General features: G+C 64.1%; 12 protein-coding genes. All 12 read left to right on the forward strand.

Going from position 1 to position 17,408, the window contains the following annotated elements; all coding sequences use genetic code 11:
* Positions 1–10: 10 nt before the first annotated feature.
* From IGB42_RS21990 to IGB42_RS10405, 12 genes are read left to right on the forward strand one after another with little or no spacing between them, the layout of a single operon-like run.
* Positions 11–2,419 (forward strand): phage tail sheath C-terminal domain-containing protein, encoded by a 2,409-nt coding sequence (locus IGB42_RS21990; protein WP_201799891.1) that lies wholly within the window; start codon positions 11–13, stop codon positions 2,417–2,419.
* A 56-nt stretch (positions 2,420–2,475) separates the two neighbouring features.
* Complete coding sequence (locus IGB42_RS10355; RefSeq protein ID WP_159671043.1) at positions 2,476–2,976, forward strand: phage tail protein; 501 nt, start codon at positions 2,476–2,478, stop codon at positions 2,974–2,976.
* 21 nt (positions 2,977–2,997) lie between these two features.
* Positions 2,998–3,756 (forward strand): hypothetical protein, encoded by a 759-nt coding sequence (locus tag IGB42_RS10360; RefSeq protein ID WP_159671046.1) that lies wholly within the window; start codon positions 2,998–3,000, stop codon positions 3,754–3,756.
* Positions 3,753–4,562 (forward strand): hypothetical protein, encoded by an 810-nt coding sequence (locus IGB42_RS10365; RefSeq protein ID WP_159671049.1) that lies wholly within the window; start codon positions 3,753–3,755, stop codon positions 4,560–4,562. Before IGB42_RS10360 ends, IGB42_RS10365 begins: the two co-directional genes overlap by 4 nt.
* Before the next feature lie 7 nt (positions 4,563–4,569).
* Complete coding sequence (locus IGB42_RS10370) at positions 4,570–5,859, forward strand: DUF4255 domain-containing protein (RefSeq protein WP_159671052.1); 1,290 nt, start codon at positions 4,570–4,572, stop codon at positions 5,857–5,859.
* The gene (locus IGB42_RS10375) at positions 5,856–7,733 is read left to right on the forward strand and encodes an ATP-binding protein (RefSeq protein WP_159671055.1); all 1,878 of its coding nucleotides are present in this window, start codon (positions 5,856–5,858) and stop codon (positions 7,731–7,733) included. The genes IGB42_RS10370 and IGB42_RS10375 overlap by 4 nt, the downstream gene beginning before the upstream one ends.
* Positions 7,734–7,735: 2 nt before the next feature.
* Positions 7,736–14,326 (forward strand): DUF4157 domain-containing protein, encoded by a 6,591-nt coding sequence (locus IGB42_RS10380; protein WP_159671058.1) that lies wholly within the window; start codon positions 7,736–7,738, stop codon positions 14,324–14,326.
* A 2-nt stretch (positions 14,327–14,328) separates the two neighbouring features.
* Complete coding sequence (locus IGB42_RS10385) at positions 14,329–15,141, forward strand: hypothetical protein (RefSeq protein ID WP_159671061.1); 813 nt, start codon at positions 14,329–14,331, stop codon at positions 15,139–15,141.
* 8 nt (positions 15,142–15,149) lie between these two features.
* Positions 15,150–15,428: a hypothetical protein gene (locus IGB42_RS10390; RefSeq protein WP_159671063.1), complete on the forward strand. Its 279-nt coding sequence runs from the start codon at positions 15,150–15,152 to the stop codon at positions 15,426–15,428.
* Entirely contained in the window at positions 15,425–16,483 is a 1,059-nt protein-coding gene (locus tag IGB42_RS10395) for a phage late control D family protein (protein WP_159671065.1), read from the forward strand. Before IGB42_RS10390 ends, IGB42_RS10395 begins: the two co-directional genes overlap by 4 nt.
* Position 16,484: 1 nt before the next feature.
* Positions 16,485–17,039 (forward strand): phage baseplate assembly protein V, encoded by a 555-nt coding sequence (locus tag IGB42_RS10400; RefSeq protein ID WP_159671067.1) that lies wholly within the window; start codon positions 16,485–16,487, stop codon positions 17,037–17,039.
* Between the two features lie 7 nt (positions 17,040–17,046).
* On the forward strand, positions 17,047–17,385 hold the full coding sequence (locus IGB42_RS10405; protein WP_159671069.1) for a hypothetical protein: 339 nt from the start codon (positions 17,047–17,049) through the stop codon (positions 17,383–17,385).
* Positions 17,386–17,408 lie beyond the last annotated feature (23 nt).

Genomic DNA, 17,408 nt, shown 5'->3' on the forward strand with positions numbered 1-17,408 from the left:
GGAGATGTGAATGCCAGTCGCAGTCAGTTATCCAGGGGTGTACGTCCAGGAAATACCTAGCGGCGTGCGGACCATCGTTGGTGTCGGAACATCGATTGCCCTGTTCATTGGCCGGGCCAAGACAGGTGCATTGTTCCAGCCGGAGCAATGCCTCAGCTACGAAGATTTCGTTCGTGCATTCTCGGCCACCTACGCCAAAAGCGATCTGGCGCGGGCAGTCAAACTGTTCTTCACCAATGGCGGCACCCAAGCGTATGTGATCCGCATTGCGGACAACACTGCCGCCAGCGCCCAGCTCGATCTGCGTGCCGAAACTGGCGCGGCAGGCAGCGTGCTGCACATTGCCGCACTGGCCGAAGGCCTGTTGGGCAATGACATCCGTGTCTCGGTCAACTACAACACGCAGCAGCCGGAAGCCACCTTCAACCTGGAGGTATTCCGCTGGGTACGGCTGGCCAACGGCACGCAGGTCAAGAACAACATCGAAAGCTATCTCAACCTGTCGGCAGAGCCGGGCACCCCGCGCTATGTCGAGGACGTGATCAACGGCGCATCAGCACTGATCAAGGTGACGGATCCCAACAAGCTGGTGGCGCTGACCGGTGATGGCTATTCGCTCAGCGGTTATGCCATCGGTGCGTCTACTCCCACCGTGTTGCGTGCCAATGTGGTGGCGCTGCTCAATAAGGGCAAACGCTTGCGTCTGAGCGTGAACGGTTCCAGCGCCTGGCCGATCGATCTGACCGCCTTTGCGGTGCCGGCCGGGGGCGCAGGCTTCGCTGCCGCGTTTGAAGCCGCGCTGCAAACCTTCATCAATGACCGCTTGCCACCGCTGACCCCGATCACCGTCAAGCTTGTGGATGGCCCGGTGGGCGAGGGCAACAATAGCGCCACGCTGTTGCTGAAGATTGCCAGCACCACCGGCGACGTATTCATCGAACCGGCTGCGGACCAGGATATTACCAGCTGGCTGCAACTGGGCACCGCGCAAGGCGGTATCGAGGTGTCCCGTGCGGCAGCGCGCCGCCCGGCACCGACCGGTGTGGTCACCCGCCTGAACAACCTGCTGGCCCCCGCATCGGATTTCATCAAGTTTGCCGCCGTACCGCAGAATGGACCGTCGGCCATCGTGGTGGCCGGCGTATCGATCCCGCTCACCGGTGCCAATAGCCTGGTCACTTCGACCGCTGGCGGCGTGACTGCACCTGCGCATTTGTTCCAGGACAAGAACGCCACCAGCGACGATGACGGCCGAGGTGGCGTGCGTGAAAAACTGGGCATCCTGGCCGCCGCCATCGTGGCCAAGCGCGCCAGTGATCCATCGTTCGAGTGGACTGCCGAAGTATGGGGCAACCGCCTGGCGCTGATCCCGGTCGGCAGTCAGCCGGACAATGCCACCGGTACGCTGGCGGCTACCGGCGCTGCCACCATGTTCGCGTCGCCGCTGGCCAGCGTGCGTTACTACAGCCTGGCAGCGCCGGGCACCGGCAACTTCTACGAAGGCGGTGTGGTCGGCAACGATGGCGGCAAGCCGGACGTGGCCGATTACGAAAAAGCCTACACCATTGCTGACCGCGAAATTGATCTCTTCAACCTGCTGGTGCTACCGCGCGATGAAGAACATCTCGAGGACACCGTACGCAAGCTGTGGGGCCCGGCTTCGGTATTTGCCCAGCGCCGCCGCGCCTTCCTGCTGCTGGATCCGCCCAGGACCTGGAAAACCGCGCAGGATGCCACGCATGTCACGAGCGGCGTCAATTCGCTGCGCATCGGCCTCGTCAAGGATCATTCTGCGTTGTTCTTCCCCAACCTGAAGGTGGAAGACGCCGGCAAGGAAGTGGTGGTGGGCCCGAGCGGCGCCATTGCCGGCCTGTTTGCCCGCATCGACGGCAGCCGTGGCGTATGGAAGGCTCCGGCCGGTACCGAAGCGGATCTGCGTGGCGTGCTGGGCGTGCAGTACCGGTTCTCCGATGGTGAAAACGGCCTGCTCAACCCCAAGGCGGTCAACACCATTCGTGTGTTCCCCAACGGCATCGTCAACTGGGGTGCACGCACCATGGATGGCGACGATGGCTTCGGCTCCGAATACAAGTACATCCCCATCCGCCGCCTGGCGCTGTACATGGAAGAAAGCCTGTACCGCGGCCTGAAGTGGGCAGTGTTCGAGCCAAACGACGAGCCGCTGTGGGCGCAGATCCGCCTGAACGTGGGTGCTTTCATGCACAACCTGTTCCGCCAGGGTGCCTTCCAGGGCGCAACGCCGCGTGAAGCGTATTTCGTGAAATGCGATGCCAGTACCACCACGCAAAACGACCGCAACCTGGGTGTCGTCAACGTATTGGTCGGGTTTGCACCGCTGAAACCGGCCGAGTTCGTTGTGTTGTCGCTGCAGCAGATCGCCGGTCAGATCCAGACCTGAGCCACTGCCTGAGCCCACCCTGACAGAACCAGACACCCAGATAAGGAACCTTTCAAATGGCGCAGTTTCCGGTCAATACGCATCGTTTCGATCCGTACAAGAACATGAAATTCCGTGTGAAGTGGGATGGCCGCTACGTGGCCGGCGTTTCCAAGGTGTCGGCCTTGAAGCGCTCCACCGAAGTGGTTACCCATCGTGAAGGGGGCGATCCGAGCACATCGCGGCTATCCCCCAGCCTGTGGAAGTTCGAGCCGATCACGCTTGAACGCGGGCTCACCCATGATCCCGAATTCGAGGCATGGGCCAACCTGATCTACAGCACGCAGGGCGATGCGGCGATTTCGCTCAAGGGCTTCCGCAAGGACATCACCATCGAACTGCTGAACGAGCAGGGCAAGGTGGCGCTGGCCTACAAGATATACCGCTGCTGGGTATCCGAGTACCAGGCGGTGCCCGAGCTCGATGCCAACGGCCACGCCATCGCCATCGAGCACATGGTGCTGCAGAACGAGGGCTGGGAGCGTGACGTGGAAGTGGCCGAGCCGGTCGAGAGCTGAGCGGAGCGGGCCGGGTAAATCATGCGTTCGGAATCGACCGTTCTGTACAGCGCGCCGGCTGGCACGGCGCGTCGCGTTACGCTGCGCGAGCTGCGCGGCCGCGACGAACTAGCCGTCGAGGGCGTGGATACGCGCGCCGCGGTGGCCTTGCTCGAACGCCTGCTGGATGCTGCCGAGCCCGCATTGCGGGCCGGCAGCCTGGCAGCGACCGAGCGCGATGCCTTGCTGGCGGCGCTGTATCGCCAGCTGTGGGGCGACCATATCGTTTCCACGCTGACCTGCCCGGCTTGCCAGTTGCGCTACGACCTGTCTTTTTCGCTGCGCGAGCTGCAATCGCACCTGGCTGCCGGCCGCGATCCGCAAGGTTCGGCCACGCGCGTGCCGACCGCGGATGAGGAAATTGCCGCTGCTGCACACGGTGCACGTGATGGCGTGGCGGCCTTGGCCGCCGCCATCGGTATTCCTGCTGCGCTGATCGAAACCGCCAGTGCCGAGCTGGAAGCCAACGCACCCATCATCGACTTGGAACTCGCGGCGCCGTGCAGCGAATGCGGCGCGGTGCAGTATGCACACTTCGATTTGCAATCTTTCTTGCTGCAACGGCTGCTGGGCGAGCGGCAACTGTTGCTGTCCGAAATTCACCGGCTGGCCAGCAGTTACGGCTGGTCGCTGCGGGAGATCCTCACGCTGCCGCGCAGCACGCGCCGTGCGCTGGTTGAAGCGGGCGAAGGCAGCGTACGAGCGAGCGAGTGGGGCGCAACGCAATGGGGGCGGCAATGAACTATCTGGAGCGTTTGTTGCGCCGCGCCTTGCTCGAAGCCCCTGCAAACGCAGGTGGTGTACTGCACGACCCTTTCGCTGAAGAGGCTCCGTGGCCGTTGACCGAACCCGCCGCTGCAGCGCCGCGTGTTACAGCGGCAGATCCGATCGCCGCCGCGCTGGCCGTTCCCGCACCCGAATGGCCGGCCAATCACGCGTTGCCGGATGTGCCGCCACTGGCACCGTCGGAAGCGCAATACTGGCCCGGCGCCGAACTGCACGAAACCTTTGTACAGGTGCGGCAGCAGGCGCAGCCCGTGGCCGCCTTGCTGCAACCCCCAGCCGCAGCAGCTGCACCTGCCGCGCTTGCGCCCGATCCAGTGGCGCCGTTGCCGCCGTTGGCCGCAGCGGATGAATTGTCGCCGCTGGCGCAAGCCGATGCATTCATGCGCGCACTGGCCGGGCCGCTGGCCGCATTGCCATTGCCTGCAGCACCTGCGCCCGCCAGCGCTGTGCGGCCACAGGCCACCGCGCCGGTGCGCGCGCAAGCAGACTTGGCCGCACCGCAAACCGGCATACCGCCCGCCAGGTTGCAGCCGCCAGCCAGCCCGGCACCGCTGGCTGCCACGGCAACGCCGGCTGTTGCCGCGCCTGCCAGTGCCGCAGTCACCACCAGCCAGGCAGAAACCCCGGCGGCGTCCCGCGCCCAGCCTGCAGTGCAGTTGCCCGCTGCGCCCAGCCAACTGATCACCGTGCTTGCCGCACCGGCAACATCCGCCAGCAGCGTGGCTGCTACCGCCCACCGTTTTGGCATTGGCCAGTTGTGAGGACCCGATGGCACTCCTGGACCTGAGCCTCGTCAGCAAGACCATCATCAGCTTGCTGGAAAAACGCCTGCCGCTGTACGCGGACTGGCCTGCATCCGCCACGCTGGTGGCCTCGCCGGCGCCGCCTGATCTGGTGACCGGTGACTACGCACTCAGCTTTTACCTGTACCACCTGCGCGAGGATGCGCACACCAAATCGCAGGATTGGCAAACCGGCGACGGTACCCCGCAGCGCTACAAGCCCATGGGGCTGACGCTCAACTACGTGCTGTGCCCGCGCAGCAACATGACGGACGCCGGCAAGCGCACCTATGTAGACCAGTTGCTGATGGGCCTAGGAGTCAAAACGCTGCACGATTTTCCGCTGATCGACGACAACACGATGGTCGACGACGGCATCGGTGGCCTGATCGCTGTCATGCCGCTGGCGCTGCGCGGGCAGGGCAACAAGCTGCGCATCACGCTGCGTCCCACGCCCGCCGAAGAGGCATCGCAATACTGGCAATCGGGCACACAGGCAATGCGGCTGGCCGCTTATTTCGAAGTGTCCGCCACCTTGCTCGAACCCGAGGAGCTGAAAAGCCGCAGCACCCGCGTATTGTCGGTGGGCGTGCACACACTGGTGCGTGGCAAGGCCGTCATCGACGGCACCCGCAACACCGTGCAGTTTGCCTTGCCCGGCGATCCGGCTGTGCGCGAGCTGCAGGTGTCACCGGCCGAAGCGGCATTCGGGCAACAGGTCAGCGTGTACGGCAGTGACCTCAAGGGCGATGTCACCAGCTTGCTGCTCAACCACCCGGATTTCGATGCACCAGTGGTGGCCGATGCCGCGTGGGCAGTCAGCACCGATGGCAGCATACTCACCGCCACGTTGCAGCCCACCGCCAGCGGCCAGCCGCTGTTGCCCGGCATCTACACGGTGCTGGTGAAAACAGTCAGTCGCTTCAAACAACCCGATGGCAGCACCCGCGATTTCGACAGTTATTCCAACCCGGCACCGCTGGCCATTGCGCCCGGCATCATCAGCATCGGCTTCACTGGTGGCGGGCTTGGCACCATCAAGCTCGATGGCTTCGACCCCACCACGCTGGAGGGCAATGCGCTGCAATGCATCGCCGGGACCGAACGTCTGCAGCGGGTGAACACCGCGCCGGCCGCAGGCCAGTTCCGCCCGCGCACCGGGCCGGACCGGTTGGAATTCCGCCTGCCTGCCGGTATCAGCCCGGGCACTGCGGTGCCGTTGCGCGTGATCGTGCGCAATGCTGAATCCGCCCCGCATTGGGGGATCGCACCGTGACCATTACGCAGGATGCCATCGCGGCCGGGCTGAGCGAACGCGAGGCATGGCAAGCCTACGCCGCCGATTGCCTGGCACGCGTGGCAGACGCCGTGGCACCAGGCGATGGCCGCCTGCGCGAATTGGCCGCGTTGTTTGGCCTGGACGAACTGGAAACCGATACGCTGGCCATGTTGTGGGTAGCGAGTTTTGCTCCGCAACTGCGTGCCGAGCTGGTGCAGGCCGACCCCTGGGTACTGCAACTGACCATGCTGGTGGCCAGCCGGGTTTTCGGCCACCCGCAGCGCGTGCGGTTGGCCAGCGAATCGCCGCTGCGCACCTGGCGCTTGCTGACCGAGCACGAAACCGGCGATGGCAACGCGGTGCTGCAGCTTGATCCGCAACTGCTGGCCTGGCTGGAAGGCGAAGCCGAGCTGGATCGTACGCTGATCGGCCGCGTGCAGATGCATGAAGCGGGCCTGGTGCTGCCCGCATGGCCAGTTGATGCGGTGGCGGCGCAACTGCGCGCCGGCCTGCCGGAAGGCGTGCGCTGGCGCGTGCGGATCCAGACCGAAGATCTGCCCGCCGCGCGTGATTTTGCCGCTGCGGTGGCTGCCCGTTTGGCGCTGCCGCTGCTGCTTGTGTTGCCGGGTGCACTGGCTGGCGACGATGGCGACAAGGCCATACGCATCCAGCGCCAGGCTTTTCTGGACCGCGGCGCACCGTTGTTCGAGGGGCCGGATGCCAATGCTGCGATGGCACCGGTACTGCAATCGGGGCTGCCGCTGTTTCCGGTCCAGTTCGTGATCGGCACTGCCGCGCTACCCGCATTGCCGGGTGTGCGTGATTTGCAGCTGAGCCTGCCCGCCCCCGATGCCGAGGCACGCCGCGCATTGTGGCTACGTGCGTTACCTGAAGCGGCCGCATGGCCGCAAGGGCAACTGGATGATCTGGCCGCACGCTACGACGTGGGTATCGCCAATATCCAGCAGGCTGCCGCCACCGCTCCGCGTGATGCCGCCGAGGCAGGCTTGCGGGTACGCGAAGGCATACGTGATGACTTGGGCGGGCTGGCGCAGCGCATCGATTGTACGTTCGGCTGGAACGATCTGGTGGTGCCCGAAGCCGTGCGCAACCGGTTGGAAGACATCGCTTTCGAAGCGCGCGAGCGCAACCGCCTGTGGGCGGAGCCCGAAGCGCGCCGCCTGTATCCGCATGGGCGCGGCCTGGCGGCGCTGTTTGCCGGCCCGCCTGGCACCGGCAAGACCATGGCGGCGCAGGTGATCGCTGCCGAGCTGGGGCTGGACCTGCTGCGTATCGATCTGTCTGCGGTGCTGAGCAAATGGGTGGGCGAAACCGCACAGAACCTGCAGAAAATTCTCTCAGCCAAGGTCAGCCGTCATTCCGTGCTGTTCTTCGATGAGGCCGATGCGCTGTACGGCAAGCGCGTGGAAGAAGTGCGCGATGCGCAGGACCGCTTTGCCAACATGGACATCAGCCACCTGATGGTGGCGCTGGAAAGCTTCGATGGCGTGGTACTGATGGCCACCAACCTCAAGGCCAATATCGATCCGGCCTTCATCCGCCGCATCCGCCATGTGGTGGAGTTCTCCCGCCCGGACGAGGCCGCGCGCCTTGCCATCTGGCAACGCACGCTGACGGCATTGTTCGGCGCCGGCCAGGTGAAAACGCTCAAGGCCGCGTTGCAACGGCTGGCAGCAGTCGAGTCCACCGGCGCGCAGATCAAGAGCGCTGCGCTGTCCGCATTGTTTGCCGCCCGCCGCGCCGGCGCCTCCCCCACGCTTGCACTGCTGGCCGATGCACTGGCGCGTGAACTGGCCAAGGACGGCAATGGCTTGTCTGCGCGCGAGCTGATTGCATTGGTGGGGCGCTGATCATGAAGTCGCTTGCGCAGCTTGCCCGGGCGAAACCCGCCAAACAAACATCACGCGTGCAGAAGCGTACCGGCGCAGCGCAGTCTGATAGCCGCGAGCGCCAGGCCGAGCATCTGGGGCAGCGTTTTGCACGGGGTGACGGTGGTCTCGGCAAGCAGATCAGGCCAGCGCTGGCAGCCGCTGTTTCCTTGCCGGGCAGCCGGGGGGATGCACTGCCCGTCAGCCTGCGTGGCGAGCTGGAAACCGCTTTCGACAGCGATCTTTCCGCAGTACGCATCCACCGCGATGCGGCAGCGCATGCAGCGGCCCGCCAGCAGCAGGCGCAAGCTTTCGTGAGCGGTGCACATATCTATTTCGGCGAAGGCCAGTACGTGCCTGAAACTTCGGCAGGCCGGGCATTGATCGGGCATGAGCTCACGCACGTGTTGCAGCAGACCGGCCGCCGCGCCAGCAACCGGCTATGGTCGGCAACCGATGTGCAGGGTGGCGGGGTTGCCCAGCGCTCCGAATTACGCCAGTTGCCCCGGCGTTTCACCACCACGCAATCGTTGACCCGGCTGGCCGATATTCATGCGACTGCAACGACTTCTAGTGACGAGCTGACCGCATTGCGGGCGCTGGAGACTACGTTGCGCGGTCTGCTGGGGGATGAGCTCGGGCAACGGGCTGCAAACCGCCAGTTGCTGATCGATCGGGTCAGGGCTGCCGAGTGGGACAGCGCCACGCCGGCGGCACTGGGCTTGCTGGCAGATACGTTGCGCGCATTGCGTGCCAGCGAAGCTGCGGCCGGCTTGCTGCTGATTGCCCCGGATCTGAAATGCGTACTGCACGATACGGGCACCCAGGAGTTCGGGCTGGAAGCAGTTGGCAATGGCTGGCTGGCAGAACAACTGGCGCGCGAACCACTGCGCCGGTTTTTCCCCCGGCAGTTTGTCGATACCTTTCGCACCTATCTGATGGCACCGCGCCGCGCGATCCAGTCGCTGGTTGCGGATGATCCGTCGTTTGGTGATTTTGTTGCCTGGGAGCGCCAACTGATCCAGAGCGCGGAAGCCGGCGGCGATACCCTGGTCGAGAACGAGCTGTTTTTCTTCGCGCTGGATCACCTGCGTATCGCCAACGAAGAACGCGTACAGATGATGTCGATGTTCGAGGCGCGCGCCAATCAGCAGGTTGGTACCGGCCCGGCTTTTCTCAAGCGGCTGAGCGTGGCGGAACAGCTTTTGCATGGCTTCGAGGGGATCGGACCGCAAGCAACGTCATATGGCTCGGTGGCGGTTTACGGCCTGGTGGCAGAGCGTATCCGCAACGTGGCGCAACGTGCGATCGACGTATGGCGTGCCGTGCGCGATGTGCTGGCCGGTGGCAGCGCCCCGCAACGCCTGCGGGACCAAGCCAATACACCCACGGCGCAGCAGTTCCGCACCACGCTGGAAGCCTTTGCCACTACCGTATTTGCCCGCGATGCCAGCGCCCGGCTCCCGGCGCCGGGGGCCTACCGTACCGCACTGAACAACGCCAATGCGCGCCTGCGCACCTATGCGCAAAGCAGCCTGGAAGCGCCGATGATCAGCATGTCGCGCCGGGATGAGGCCAGCTTTGACTTGGGATTGGCCACTTGGTACGGGCTTATCCTTGCCTATCTGCCCGAATTGCAGGCGGAAGCTGCCAGCTACGATTACCAGGCGGATGTACGCCTGCAGGCGCGATTCGGCAGCACCACCACGCTGGAGCGGCAATGGGGCAACGACTTGCGTATCGCACACCGGCTGGCGCTGGCCCGCAAGCTGTATCAGCTTGCTTCCGGCATGCAGTGGCAGGCGCTGATGGCGCAATGCGATGCCGTGGCAACCGCTACCGACAATGGCGGCACCGAAAGCCAGTTTGCACTGACCGGAGACTGGCATCGTGATGGCCAGGCGGCAATTGCCGACTTTTCAGGCGGCGAGAGCGGCATGGGTTTCGAAGCGGACACCCCCATCCGTGGCTTGGGCTTTCTGACATCACGGCAACTGGCCAATGTATTCCTGGCTGAGTATTTTTCACGTGCCAGCGACGCTATCGAGGCCATCCTGACCGGCCGCAACGGCATGCCCGGCGAGGAGGGCAACTTCGACGTCGATCGTGAAACGATACGCAGCCGTACGCGGGCAACCCTGGAAGCCATTCCCCGCCCAAGGCGCTATACGCTGACCGCCAATGATTACCGGCTGGCCATCAATGCCGTTGATGGGGTGCCGACCTATCACCTGGTGATGGCACACCCGAAAACGCAGCAATTCCTCAATGACAATGCGATCGCCATGGGCGTGGACGATCCGTTCATGGATTTCGCCATTTTTCCGGTCGCCGAGCCCGCGGCAGGGGGAACGCTGTTTTTCTGGTCGGTACCGCCGCTGCAGCCCGTGGTTGACCGCCTGCGCCGCGACCCTACGCTGGATGCGCTGATTCGCGCCGTGATGATGACGCCGGCACTGGCCACGACGTCGGTTGACCCGGCGTTGCTTGGCAGCGCAGCCTATCCGCTGGCGCCGGTTGAAGACGATGTAGGTGGCAACGCGCCTGCTGCGCCATTCTGGTTTCGCTGGCTCAACACCTTCACTTCGCTGGATGCCGCGCAGGTCCAGTCTGCCAGTGCCGGATTCGGTACCGCGGTACAAACCGAAGCCGGTGATGCGCAAATCCGCTATCTGCACACGCAGCGCCGCGCCTGGGTGCAAGACCGGCAACTGCTGGTCAAATTCCGTGTGCTGCCCTTGCTGGAAAGCTATCGCCATATCGGTGTGGATACCTACAACAATCCGACCGAGGCCATCCATCGCCTGCAGACGTTCACGCAGCTGATCAGCCCGGATACCGATGCGCCGCTGCATGGTTCGCTTGCCGTGCTGGAACTGTTCCGCCCACCGGCATCCGGGGCTATCGATATCGTTACGGAGCTCTCCCAATCCGAGCGCTACGACCTTATCATCGTCTGGCAAGCCGCGCTCAACCGCGCTATCCGTGCCGCTGCCAGCGATGCCCGCGTGTTGCTGCTTGATCTGATGACGCCGGCAGAGCGCGCAGACCAGGCATGGCTGGATGCATCGGTCGCCCGCATGCAGGCGCTGGTGCAGGCGATGGAAGCCATCAAGGCCCGCGTCCAGCTGCAAACAGGCTTTGTGGTTCGCCCGCAGGGGGAGGAAGACCCCGCTCATGCTGCTTTCATGGTGCTGCCGGGCACGCGCGAATTGTCCGGTGCCGAGCCATTCACCATCAATGGCATCGTCTATCAGCTGGTCAGTGCCGCGCATACCGTGGAGTTCCACCCTGATTATGGTTCGCAGACCGCGTTGGATAGCTATCGCCCCTCGCAATTGATCGTCGATGGCGTGCCGGTCGAAGCGGATCCCGTTACCCGTCAGCGCACCGGCACCCGTGAGTTGTTCCGCATCATCCGCAACGGCCGCATGCTCATCGTGCGTGAAAACGACGATGCATTGCTCGAAGAGCTGAACAACGCGACCGGCATGGAAGCCATCGTCCGCAACTTGCAGGAGCTGGAAGCCTTCATCGAGTGGAGCGCCAATCTTGCGATGGATGCGCTCGAATTCGTGCCCGGTGCTGGCCAGGTGCTGATGGCAACCCGGCTTGCCGCCTCCATCCTGGGTTTCATTGCCAGCCCGGAATTCGACGAGATCAAGACGCAGGTTCTGGATAACCCGACCGGTTTCATCGAGGGCCTGATCGACGTGGTAAGCGGGCAATTGTTCGAGCCGGATCGTTTCATCAACTGGGCATTGCTCACCGGGCTGGTGCCTGCTGCCGTTTCCGTTGTGCGTAACCCGCGCCCGCCGCGCAGGCCGGCTACCGGTAGCCGCAGTGGCGGTACGATCGCCCGGTTTGGCCAACTGATGCAGCGGCTCAGTGGTCTCGGTGTGCGCTTCGGTCACGCGGTAAACCGCATGCGCGTACGTGCCGGGCAAAGTTTCATTTCGATGGAGAGCTTCGTTCAGAGCCACCCGGTTCTGGCCATGGGGTTTGAAATGATCGGCGAATTTGCCGATTACCTCGAACCCAGCATGATTGCCGAGGCCCAGAGGATGCTGGTCGAGGCGGGTGTGGTGATGACGGAGGTGCAGGAAGCCTTCCTCAACTTCCCCGAGCATATCGGCGAGCTGGTTCATACCATCAACAGTCTGCAACTGCCGCGTGAAATCATCCCGATGGATCAGGTGCTGGATGTGCTGATCAATCTGGTGGTCGAACGGCTCAGCGCCAAATACCGGCTGGTAGGTAGGGGTATCCTGTTCGTACTGGATCAACTGGGGCTCAAACAGCAGATTCTTGATGCCATCGTTGCGCAGTTGCCTGAATCGGGAAATCCCAATCATTATTGGGCCGAGTTTGTTGACGACACCTTGCAGCCACGGCTGAATGAAATCCGCACCGACCTGATTGCCGGATTCAACAACTTGCTGGACAGGTTCAACTTCCCGGCCATACCGACCGGTACCGGTGCCGATGCGCAGGTGGTTCCGCACGGTACCGATTTTCCCGAGGGCGACGCCTCGCCATCGGATACGCCTGCCGATCCGCTGCAGGCCATTCCCGCCACGCCGGGCGCAGGTCAGCCACTGGCACCGCACACCAGGCAGCGCATGGAATCGCAATTCGGCCACGATTTTTCCCATGTGCGCCTGCATAGCGAAGGGGCTGCTGCCGGCGTCACCCGCCGTTTCGGTGCCGATGGTCTGGCTACCGGCAGCCACGTCTACCTGGCGCCAGGGCTGTCACCGGAGCGCGGCAAAGGGCAGCAGGTACTGCGCCATGAGCTTGCGCATGTGCTGCAGCAAACCGGGCCGCGCCCGTTGGCGGGTGGCACATCGCGTTCATCTGCCCCCGTGGTGCCGTCAGCCCGTGGGGGATTGCGTTTTGATTCCGGCGCGGAGCAGTCTGCCGACGCCATGGCGTTGCAGGCCGCGCAGGGCGGCACGGCGCCACGGCCAATCCCGGTTCGCGGTGGACGGGTTGGCGGCTGGCAGCCAGCGCTGGGTGTGGGTACGGTAGGGCGCATGATACGGCGGCTATCGCGGGGCGAGGCGGTGCTGGCGCATTACCGGCGCATGGACCCGGAACATGGCGGTACGGTACCGGCAACGACCACGCTGCCTGCCACGGTAACGCCGCAGCTTGCCAATGTGCACGAGAAACTGCGCCATCATATCCGCAACATGGCAGGCTGGCCGTCGCATTACCCGGACGCGCTCTGCACGCAGATCAAGAATTACTACACCGATGGCAACCGCGTATCCGAGTTGCAGCATGCGGTCGCGCGCATTGCAGGCGAATCGCTGGTCGAACACCGGCCACGTGCCGCCGCAGGCAGCGCGCCCGCGGCAGGCCCGGTAGAGCTGCGTTTGAACATCCGCGTATTCGAGCGCGCCATCGAGGCCTATTTCCTGGAGCGCGGCCTTGGCTTGCGTGTATCGCTTGCGGTCGAGCGGCGCGACGACTGGAACTACCTTGTTACCGCCGAGCCGGTGCGGAGCATCTCGTTTGCTTTCCTCAACATGGGGCAGGTCGGCAGCGGTTCCGCGCTGTGGGAAGTGCTGATGGCCAATACCTGGACCGGCGCCACGCGCGGATCACCGTTGTGGGAGAAGTATCAGGGCCGCACCCGCACCTATCTGGAAGCACGTGGCCCCACATTCGGTATTTATGGCAGGCCGGGCCTGGTGCTCAGCGGCAGGGCCAAGCAGGAAATCGAGACGCTGGCGATTGAAAGTACCAGCATCACCCTGGCGCATGTGCCCTCCAAGGCGGACTACGTGTCCGGTACCGGCGCGGGCGCCCGCAATCAGGGCTCTGGCGTGCTCGCGCTGGTAACAGGCCGCTATGGGGACAGCAACCAGACGGGCGGTGACCGGGGCATGGAGCGGGAGTCCCATCACACCACGCAGTTCCTGCTGATCGAATACTTCAGCAACTGGCACAGCGGTTTGCTGAAACCCTTCAAGCATCCGCTTCCCCTGTATGCGCCGGTCGGGTTGACCGCAGATGGCGATCAACCTGTCAGCTTCCAGCCGGCCACCGGCTCCGCCATCGGCATCAAGTCACTGGCGGGGACATCGCAGTCGGCGCGCGGGCCGGAAATGCCGGTGATTTCGGTGGCAAATACCACGCACCGGCGTGGTCGGCTGCACATCCAGGGGATCATGCCGCCGCCCGGTTTTACCGATGCATCCGGCCTTTCCCAGAGCTTGGCGGTGCATATGGAATTCCGCTCCCACGTGACACCGCAGCCGGTACACGACGCGCTGTTTGGTGATGAAGCCGCATTCCGTGCGTTTACGGCCACCCCGCAAGGCCGTACCGACATGCGCGCCGGTATCCATCACGGCATGCAGGCGACTTACCGCTGGATGCGCGACGACATGATGGGGCGCCTCGATAACGGGTTGCGCACGGTTGAAAAGGATTACTACAACAACACCCTGGCGCAGCCGGCCGGGCGTTCCGATCGATTGTCTCCCGATGAGATGGCTCCAGCCTTTGTGCGGGCACAGAACAACAACCGCGACATCATGGAATCACGGAATCACTGGGCATAAACATGGCAAACACAGGTTATTCCCGTACCCCCAAACTGTTGAAAGGCGCGCTGATCTACTTCGGCGCACCGATGCTGATTCCCATCCCCAACATCATCATCTTCCAGTACAACCCGGAAACGATGAGCCGCAGCCTCACGCCGTGGCAGCCGCCGCAACGCGCCATCAAGTGGGGCGAGAACGACAGCATCGACCCCGCGCACCGGCTGGACGACCTGACGCGTGATCAGCGCCTGTCGCTGTCGCAGCCGTTCGATCCGGCGGAAACCTTTTCGCTGACGCTGGAGCTCGATGCCACCGATGCGCTGGAGGCACCCGATTCGCATCCGGTCGCCACGCTTACCGGCGTGGCCGACCGCATCGCGGCGATCGAGATGCTGCTGTACCCGCCGGGCGACAGCCTGCTGGGTGGCTTGCTGGGCAGCGTATCGGCATCGGTATCGTTCTCTGGCGGCGGGTTGTCGGGCAGCTTCGGTGCCGATGCCGGGGTAGAAACGCAATTGACGCGCCGCGAAGTGCCCATCGTGCTGTTCTTCTGGGGGCCGGGGCGCATCGTGCCGGTGCGCATCACCAGCATGACCATCGAAGAGCAGCAGTTCTCGCCATTGCTGTATCCGATCCGCGCCAAGGCCACACTGGGCGTGAAGGTGCTGGATCTGGACGACCTCGTCACCGTCAGCGGCGATGCCGCCACCGGCGCCACGGTGGAGATCGCCAAGGCTTGCTACAAGTTCACGCGTGGCCAGAAAGAGGCACTGGCACTGGCCAATCTGGCCAACAGCGTCGAATCCATCATCGGCATGCTGCCGATCTAGGACCGCATATGTTCGATTCCAAAAGCCGCTACGTAGCCGTAACCCCGGTGTTGATGACCGATGCACGCGGCCGCACCGTCGAGGTGATTCCACCCGCACCCGCACCGAAGCAGACCTTCCGTGGCGTGCACGTGCGCCGCGAAGGCGAACGCCCAGATCACCTGGCGGCGCTGTACCTGTCCGACCCCAGCGGCTACTGGCGGCTGGCTGAAATCAACGATGCCATGCGCGCTGAAGTGCTGACCGAGCTGCGCGAAGTGGTCATCCCCGTGCCAGGCAAATCATGAGCCTGGGTGCCGCGCTCTGCGTCAACGGCATCCCCGACCCCACGCTGGATCTGCCGGCCGAGGTCGAGGTGATCGAAAGCGTGCTCGAACCGGCCAGCTTCCGGCTGCGCTACGGCATCGGCATCGTCGATGGCGACCTGGGCATCCTGGCCGATGCACGCTTTGGCCCCGGTACGGATCTGGGCGTGATCGTGCGCGCGGGTGACGCCAACGCCATGCTGGTGCGCGGCCCGGTGATCGGCCATCGCGCATCACTGGTGCAGGGCGGCACTGGCTCGGTCGTCGATGTGCTGGGCGCCGATCAATCCATCACCATGGCGCGCGAGAACAAGGCCGTGCTGTGGTCTGACCTCACCGATTCATCGGCAGTGCTGAGCGTGCTGGGCAGCTACGGTTTCATCCCGGATGTGACCACCACCACGGCCATGCATGCCGAGCTCAAGCATGCATTGGTACAACGCGAAACCGATCTGGCTTTCATCTACCGGCTGGCGCGCCGTAACGGCTTCTGGTTCTGGCTCAGTTTCGATGCCATCACCGGCCTGCCTACCGCGCATTTCAAGGCACCGCCCACCGATGCCGAGCCGGCGCTGGAGCTGCGCATCAACGTGGCCGAGCCCAATGTCGATGCACTGAGCATCGAATGGAATGTAGAGCGCGCAGTGGCCGCATCGCTCTCCCAGCTCGATCTGGGCTCGAAGCAGGTCATCGACGGCAGCCGCGAGCGCTCGCCGCTGGTAGGGCTGGCGGCGCAGGGCCTGGCGGATGTGGCGACTGAAGTGCGCAAGCAGCATCTGGCGGTGCCGGTGGACGATGCCGGCGATCTGGGCGCCCGTGCCGAGGCCGCGCTGATCGACCACGGCTGGTTCGTGCAGGCGCAGGTGACCGTCAAGCAATCGGTACTGAAGAACGTGCTGCGCGCACACAGTGTGGTGCAGCTGACCGGCGCTGGTTCGCGCCATTCCGGCCATTACCTGGTAGCGCGCGTGGTGCACAAGATCACGCCGGACGATCACGTGATGACCGCCGAACTGATCCGCAACGGCTGGAACTGATATGGACCTCCTGCACGATATCGAACGGTGGGTACGTAACCATTACTTCGGCAAATACCGCGGTACGGTGACTGACAACCAGGATCCGGGCCAGCGTGGCCGCCTGCAGGTGTCGGTGCCCGCGGTACTCGATACCCTCACGCTGTGGGCGATGCCGTGCGTGCCGTATGCCGGGCCATCGGTAGGGTTTTATTCGCTGCCGCCGGTGGGCGCCGGCGTGTGGGTGGAGTTTGAAGGGGGCGATCCGTCGTTTCCGGTCTGGGTGGGCTGCTTCTGGGGCGACGGCGAATTGCCGCCGGAAGCCACCTCGCCGGATATCCACCTGCTGCAGACCTCGCAGGCATTGATCAAGATCGACGACAGCTCGGGCGAAGTGGTGGTGCAGAACCAGAACCAGGCCAGTGTGACGCTGGCGCAGGACGTGGTCACCGCTGCAGGGCAGGCCAAGCATACGGTGGGGGCGGCAGGTGTGGCGTCGGAAAGCGGCTCGGGCGGCAAGGTGGAAGTGGCCGGCCCCGGGGTGAAGATCAATAGCGGCGCGTTTGAAGTGATGTAGGAAAGACATGGCCGAGCTCCTCACCACCGCATCGTCGCTGCAATGCCCACACGGGGGCACGGTCAGCATCGTATCCGCCAATGTCAAGACCAAGGCCGGCGCGGCGCTCGCGCTGGCGACCGACACCTTCACCATTGCCGGTTGCCCGTTCCAGATCCCCGTCGGCACCGGCACCGTGCCCAGCCCCTGCGTGAGCGTGCGCTGGGTGGTCACCAATATGCGTACCAAGGTCGATGGCACGCCGACCTTGTCGAAAACCAGCAGTGGCGTGTGTCTGGCCGCCACACAGGCGCCGCAAGGGCCGGTTTCGATCGTGCAGACACAGCCCAAGGCCAGTGGCCAGTAGGCAACCCGCAAGGAAGCATGGAT

The organism is Andreprevotia sp. IGB-42, from assembly GCF_009848685.1.
Taxonomy (GTDB): Bacteria; Pseudomonadota; Gammaproteobacteria; order Burkholderiales; family Chitinibacteraceae; genus Andreprevotia.

Coding starts and splice junctions, on each gene's coding strand:
- IGB42_RS21990 (WP_201799891.1), top strand. CDS start 11: ATGCCAGTCGCAGTCAGTTATCCAGGGGTGTACGTCCAGGAAATACCT.
- IGB42_RS10355 (WP_159671043.1), top strand. CDS start 2,476: ATGGCGCAGTTTCCGGTCAATACGCATCGTTTCGATCCGTACAAGAAC.
- IGB42_RS10360 (WP_159671046.1), top strand. CDS start 2,998: ATGCGTTCGGAATCGACCGTTCTGTACAGCGCGCCGGCTGGCACGGCG.
- IGB42_RS10365 (WP_159671049.1), top strand. CDS start 3,753: ATGAACTATCTGGAGCGTTTGTTGCGCCGCGCCTTGCTCGAAGCCCCT.
- IGB42_RS10370 (WP_159671052.1), top strand. CDS start 4,570: ATGGCACTCCTGGACCTGAGCCTCGTCAGCAAGACCATCATCAGCTTG.
- IGB42_RS10380 (WP_159671058.1), top strand. CDS start 7,736: ATGAAGTCGCTTGCGCAGCTTGCCCGGGCGAAACCCGCCAAACAAACA.
- IGB42_RS10385 (WP_159671061.1), top strand. CDS start 14,329: ATGGCAAACACAGGTTATTCCCGTACCCCCAAACTGTTGAAAGGCGCG.
- IGB42_RS10390 (WP_159671063.1), top strand. CDS start 15,150: ATGTTCGATTCCAAAAGCCGCTACGTAGCCGTAACCCCGGTGTTGATG.
- IGB42_RS10395 (WP_159671065.1), top strand. CDS start 15,425: ATGAGCCTGGGTGCCGCGCTCTGCGTCAACGGCATCCCCGACCCCACG.
- IGB42_RS10400 (WP_159671067.1), top strand. CDS start 16,485: ATGGACCTCCTGCACGATATCGAACGGTGGGTACGTAACCATTACTTC.
- IGB42_RS10405 (WP_159671069.1), top strand. CDS start 17,047: ATGGCCGAGCTCCTCACCACCGCATCGTCGCTGCAATGCCCACACGGG.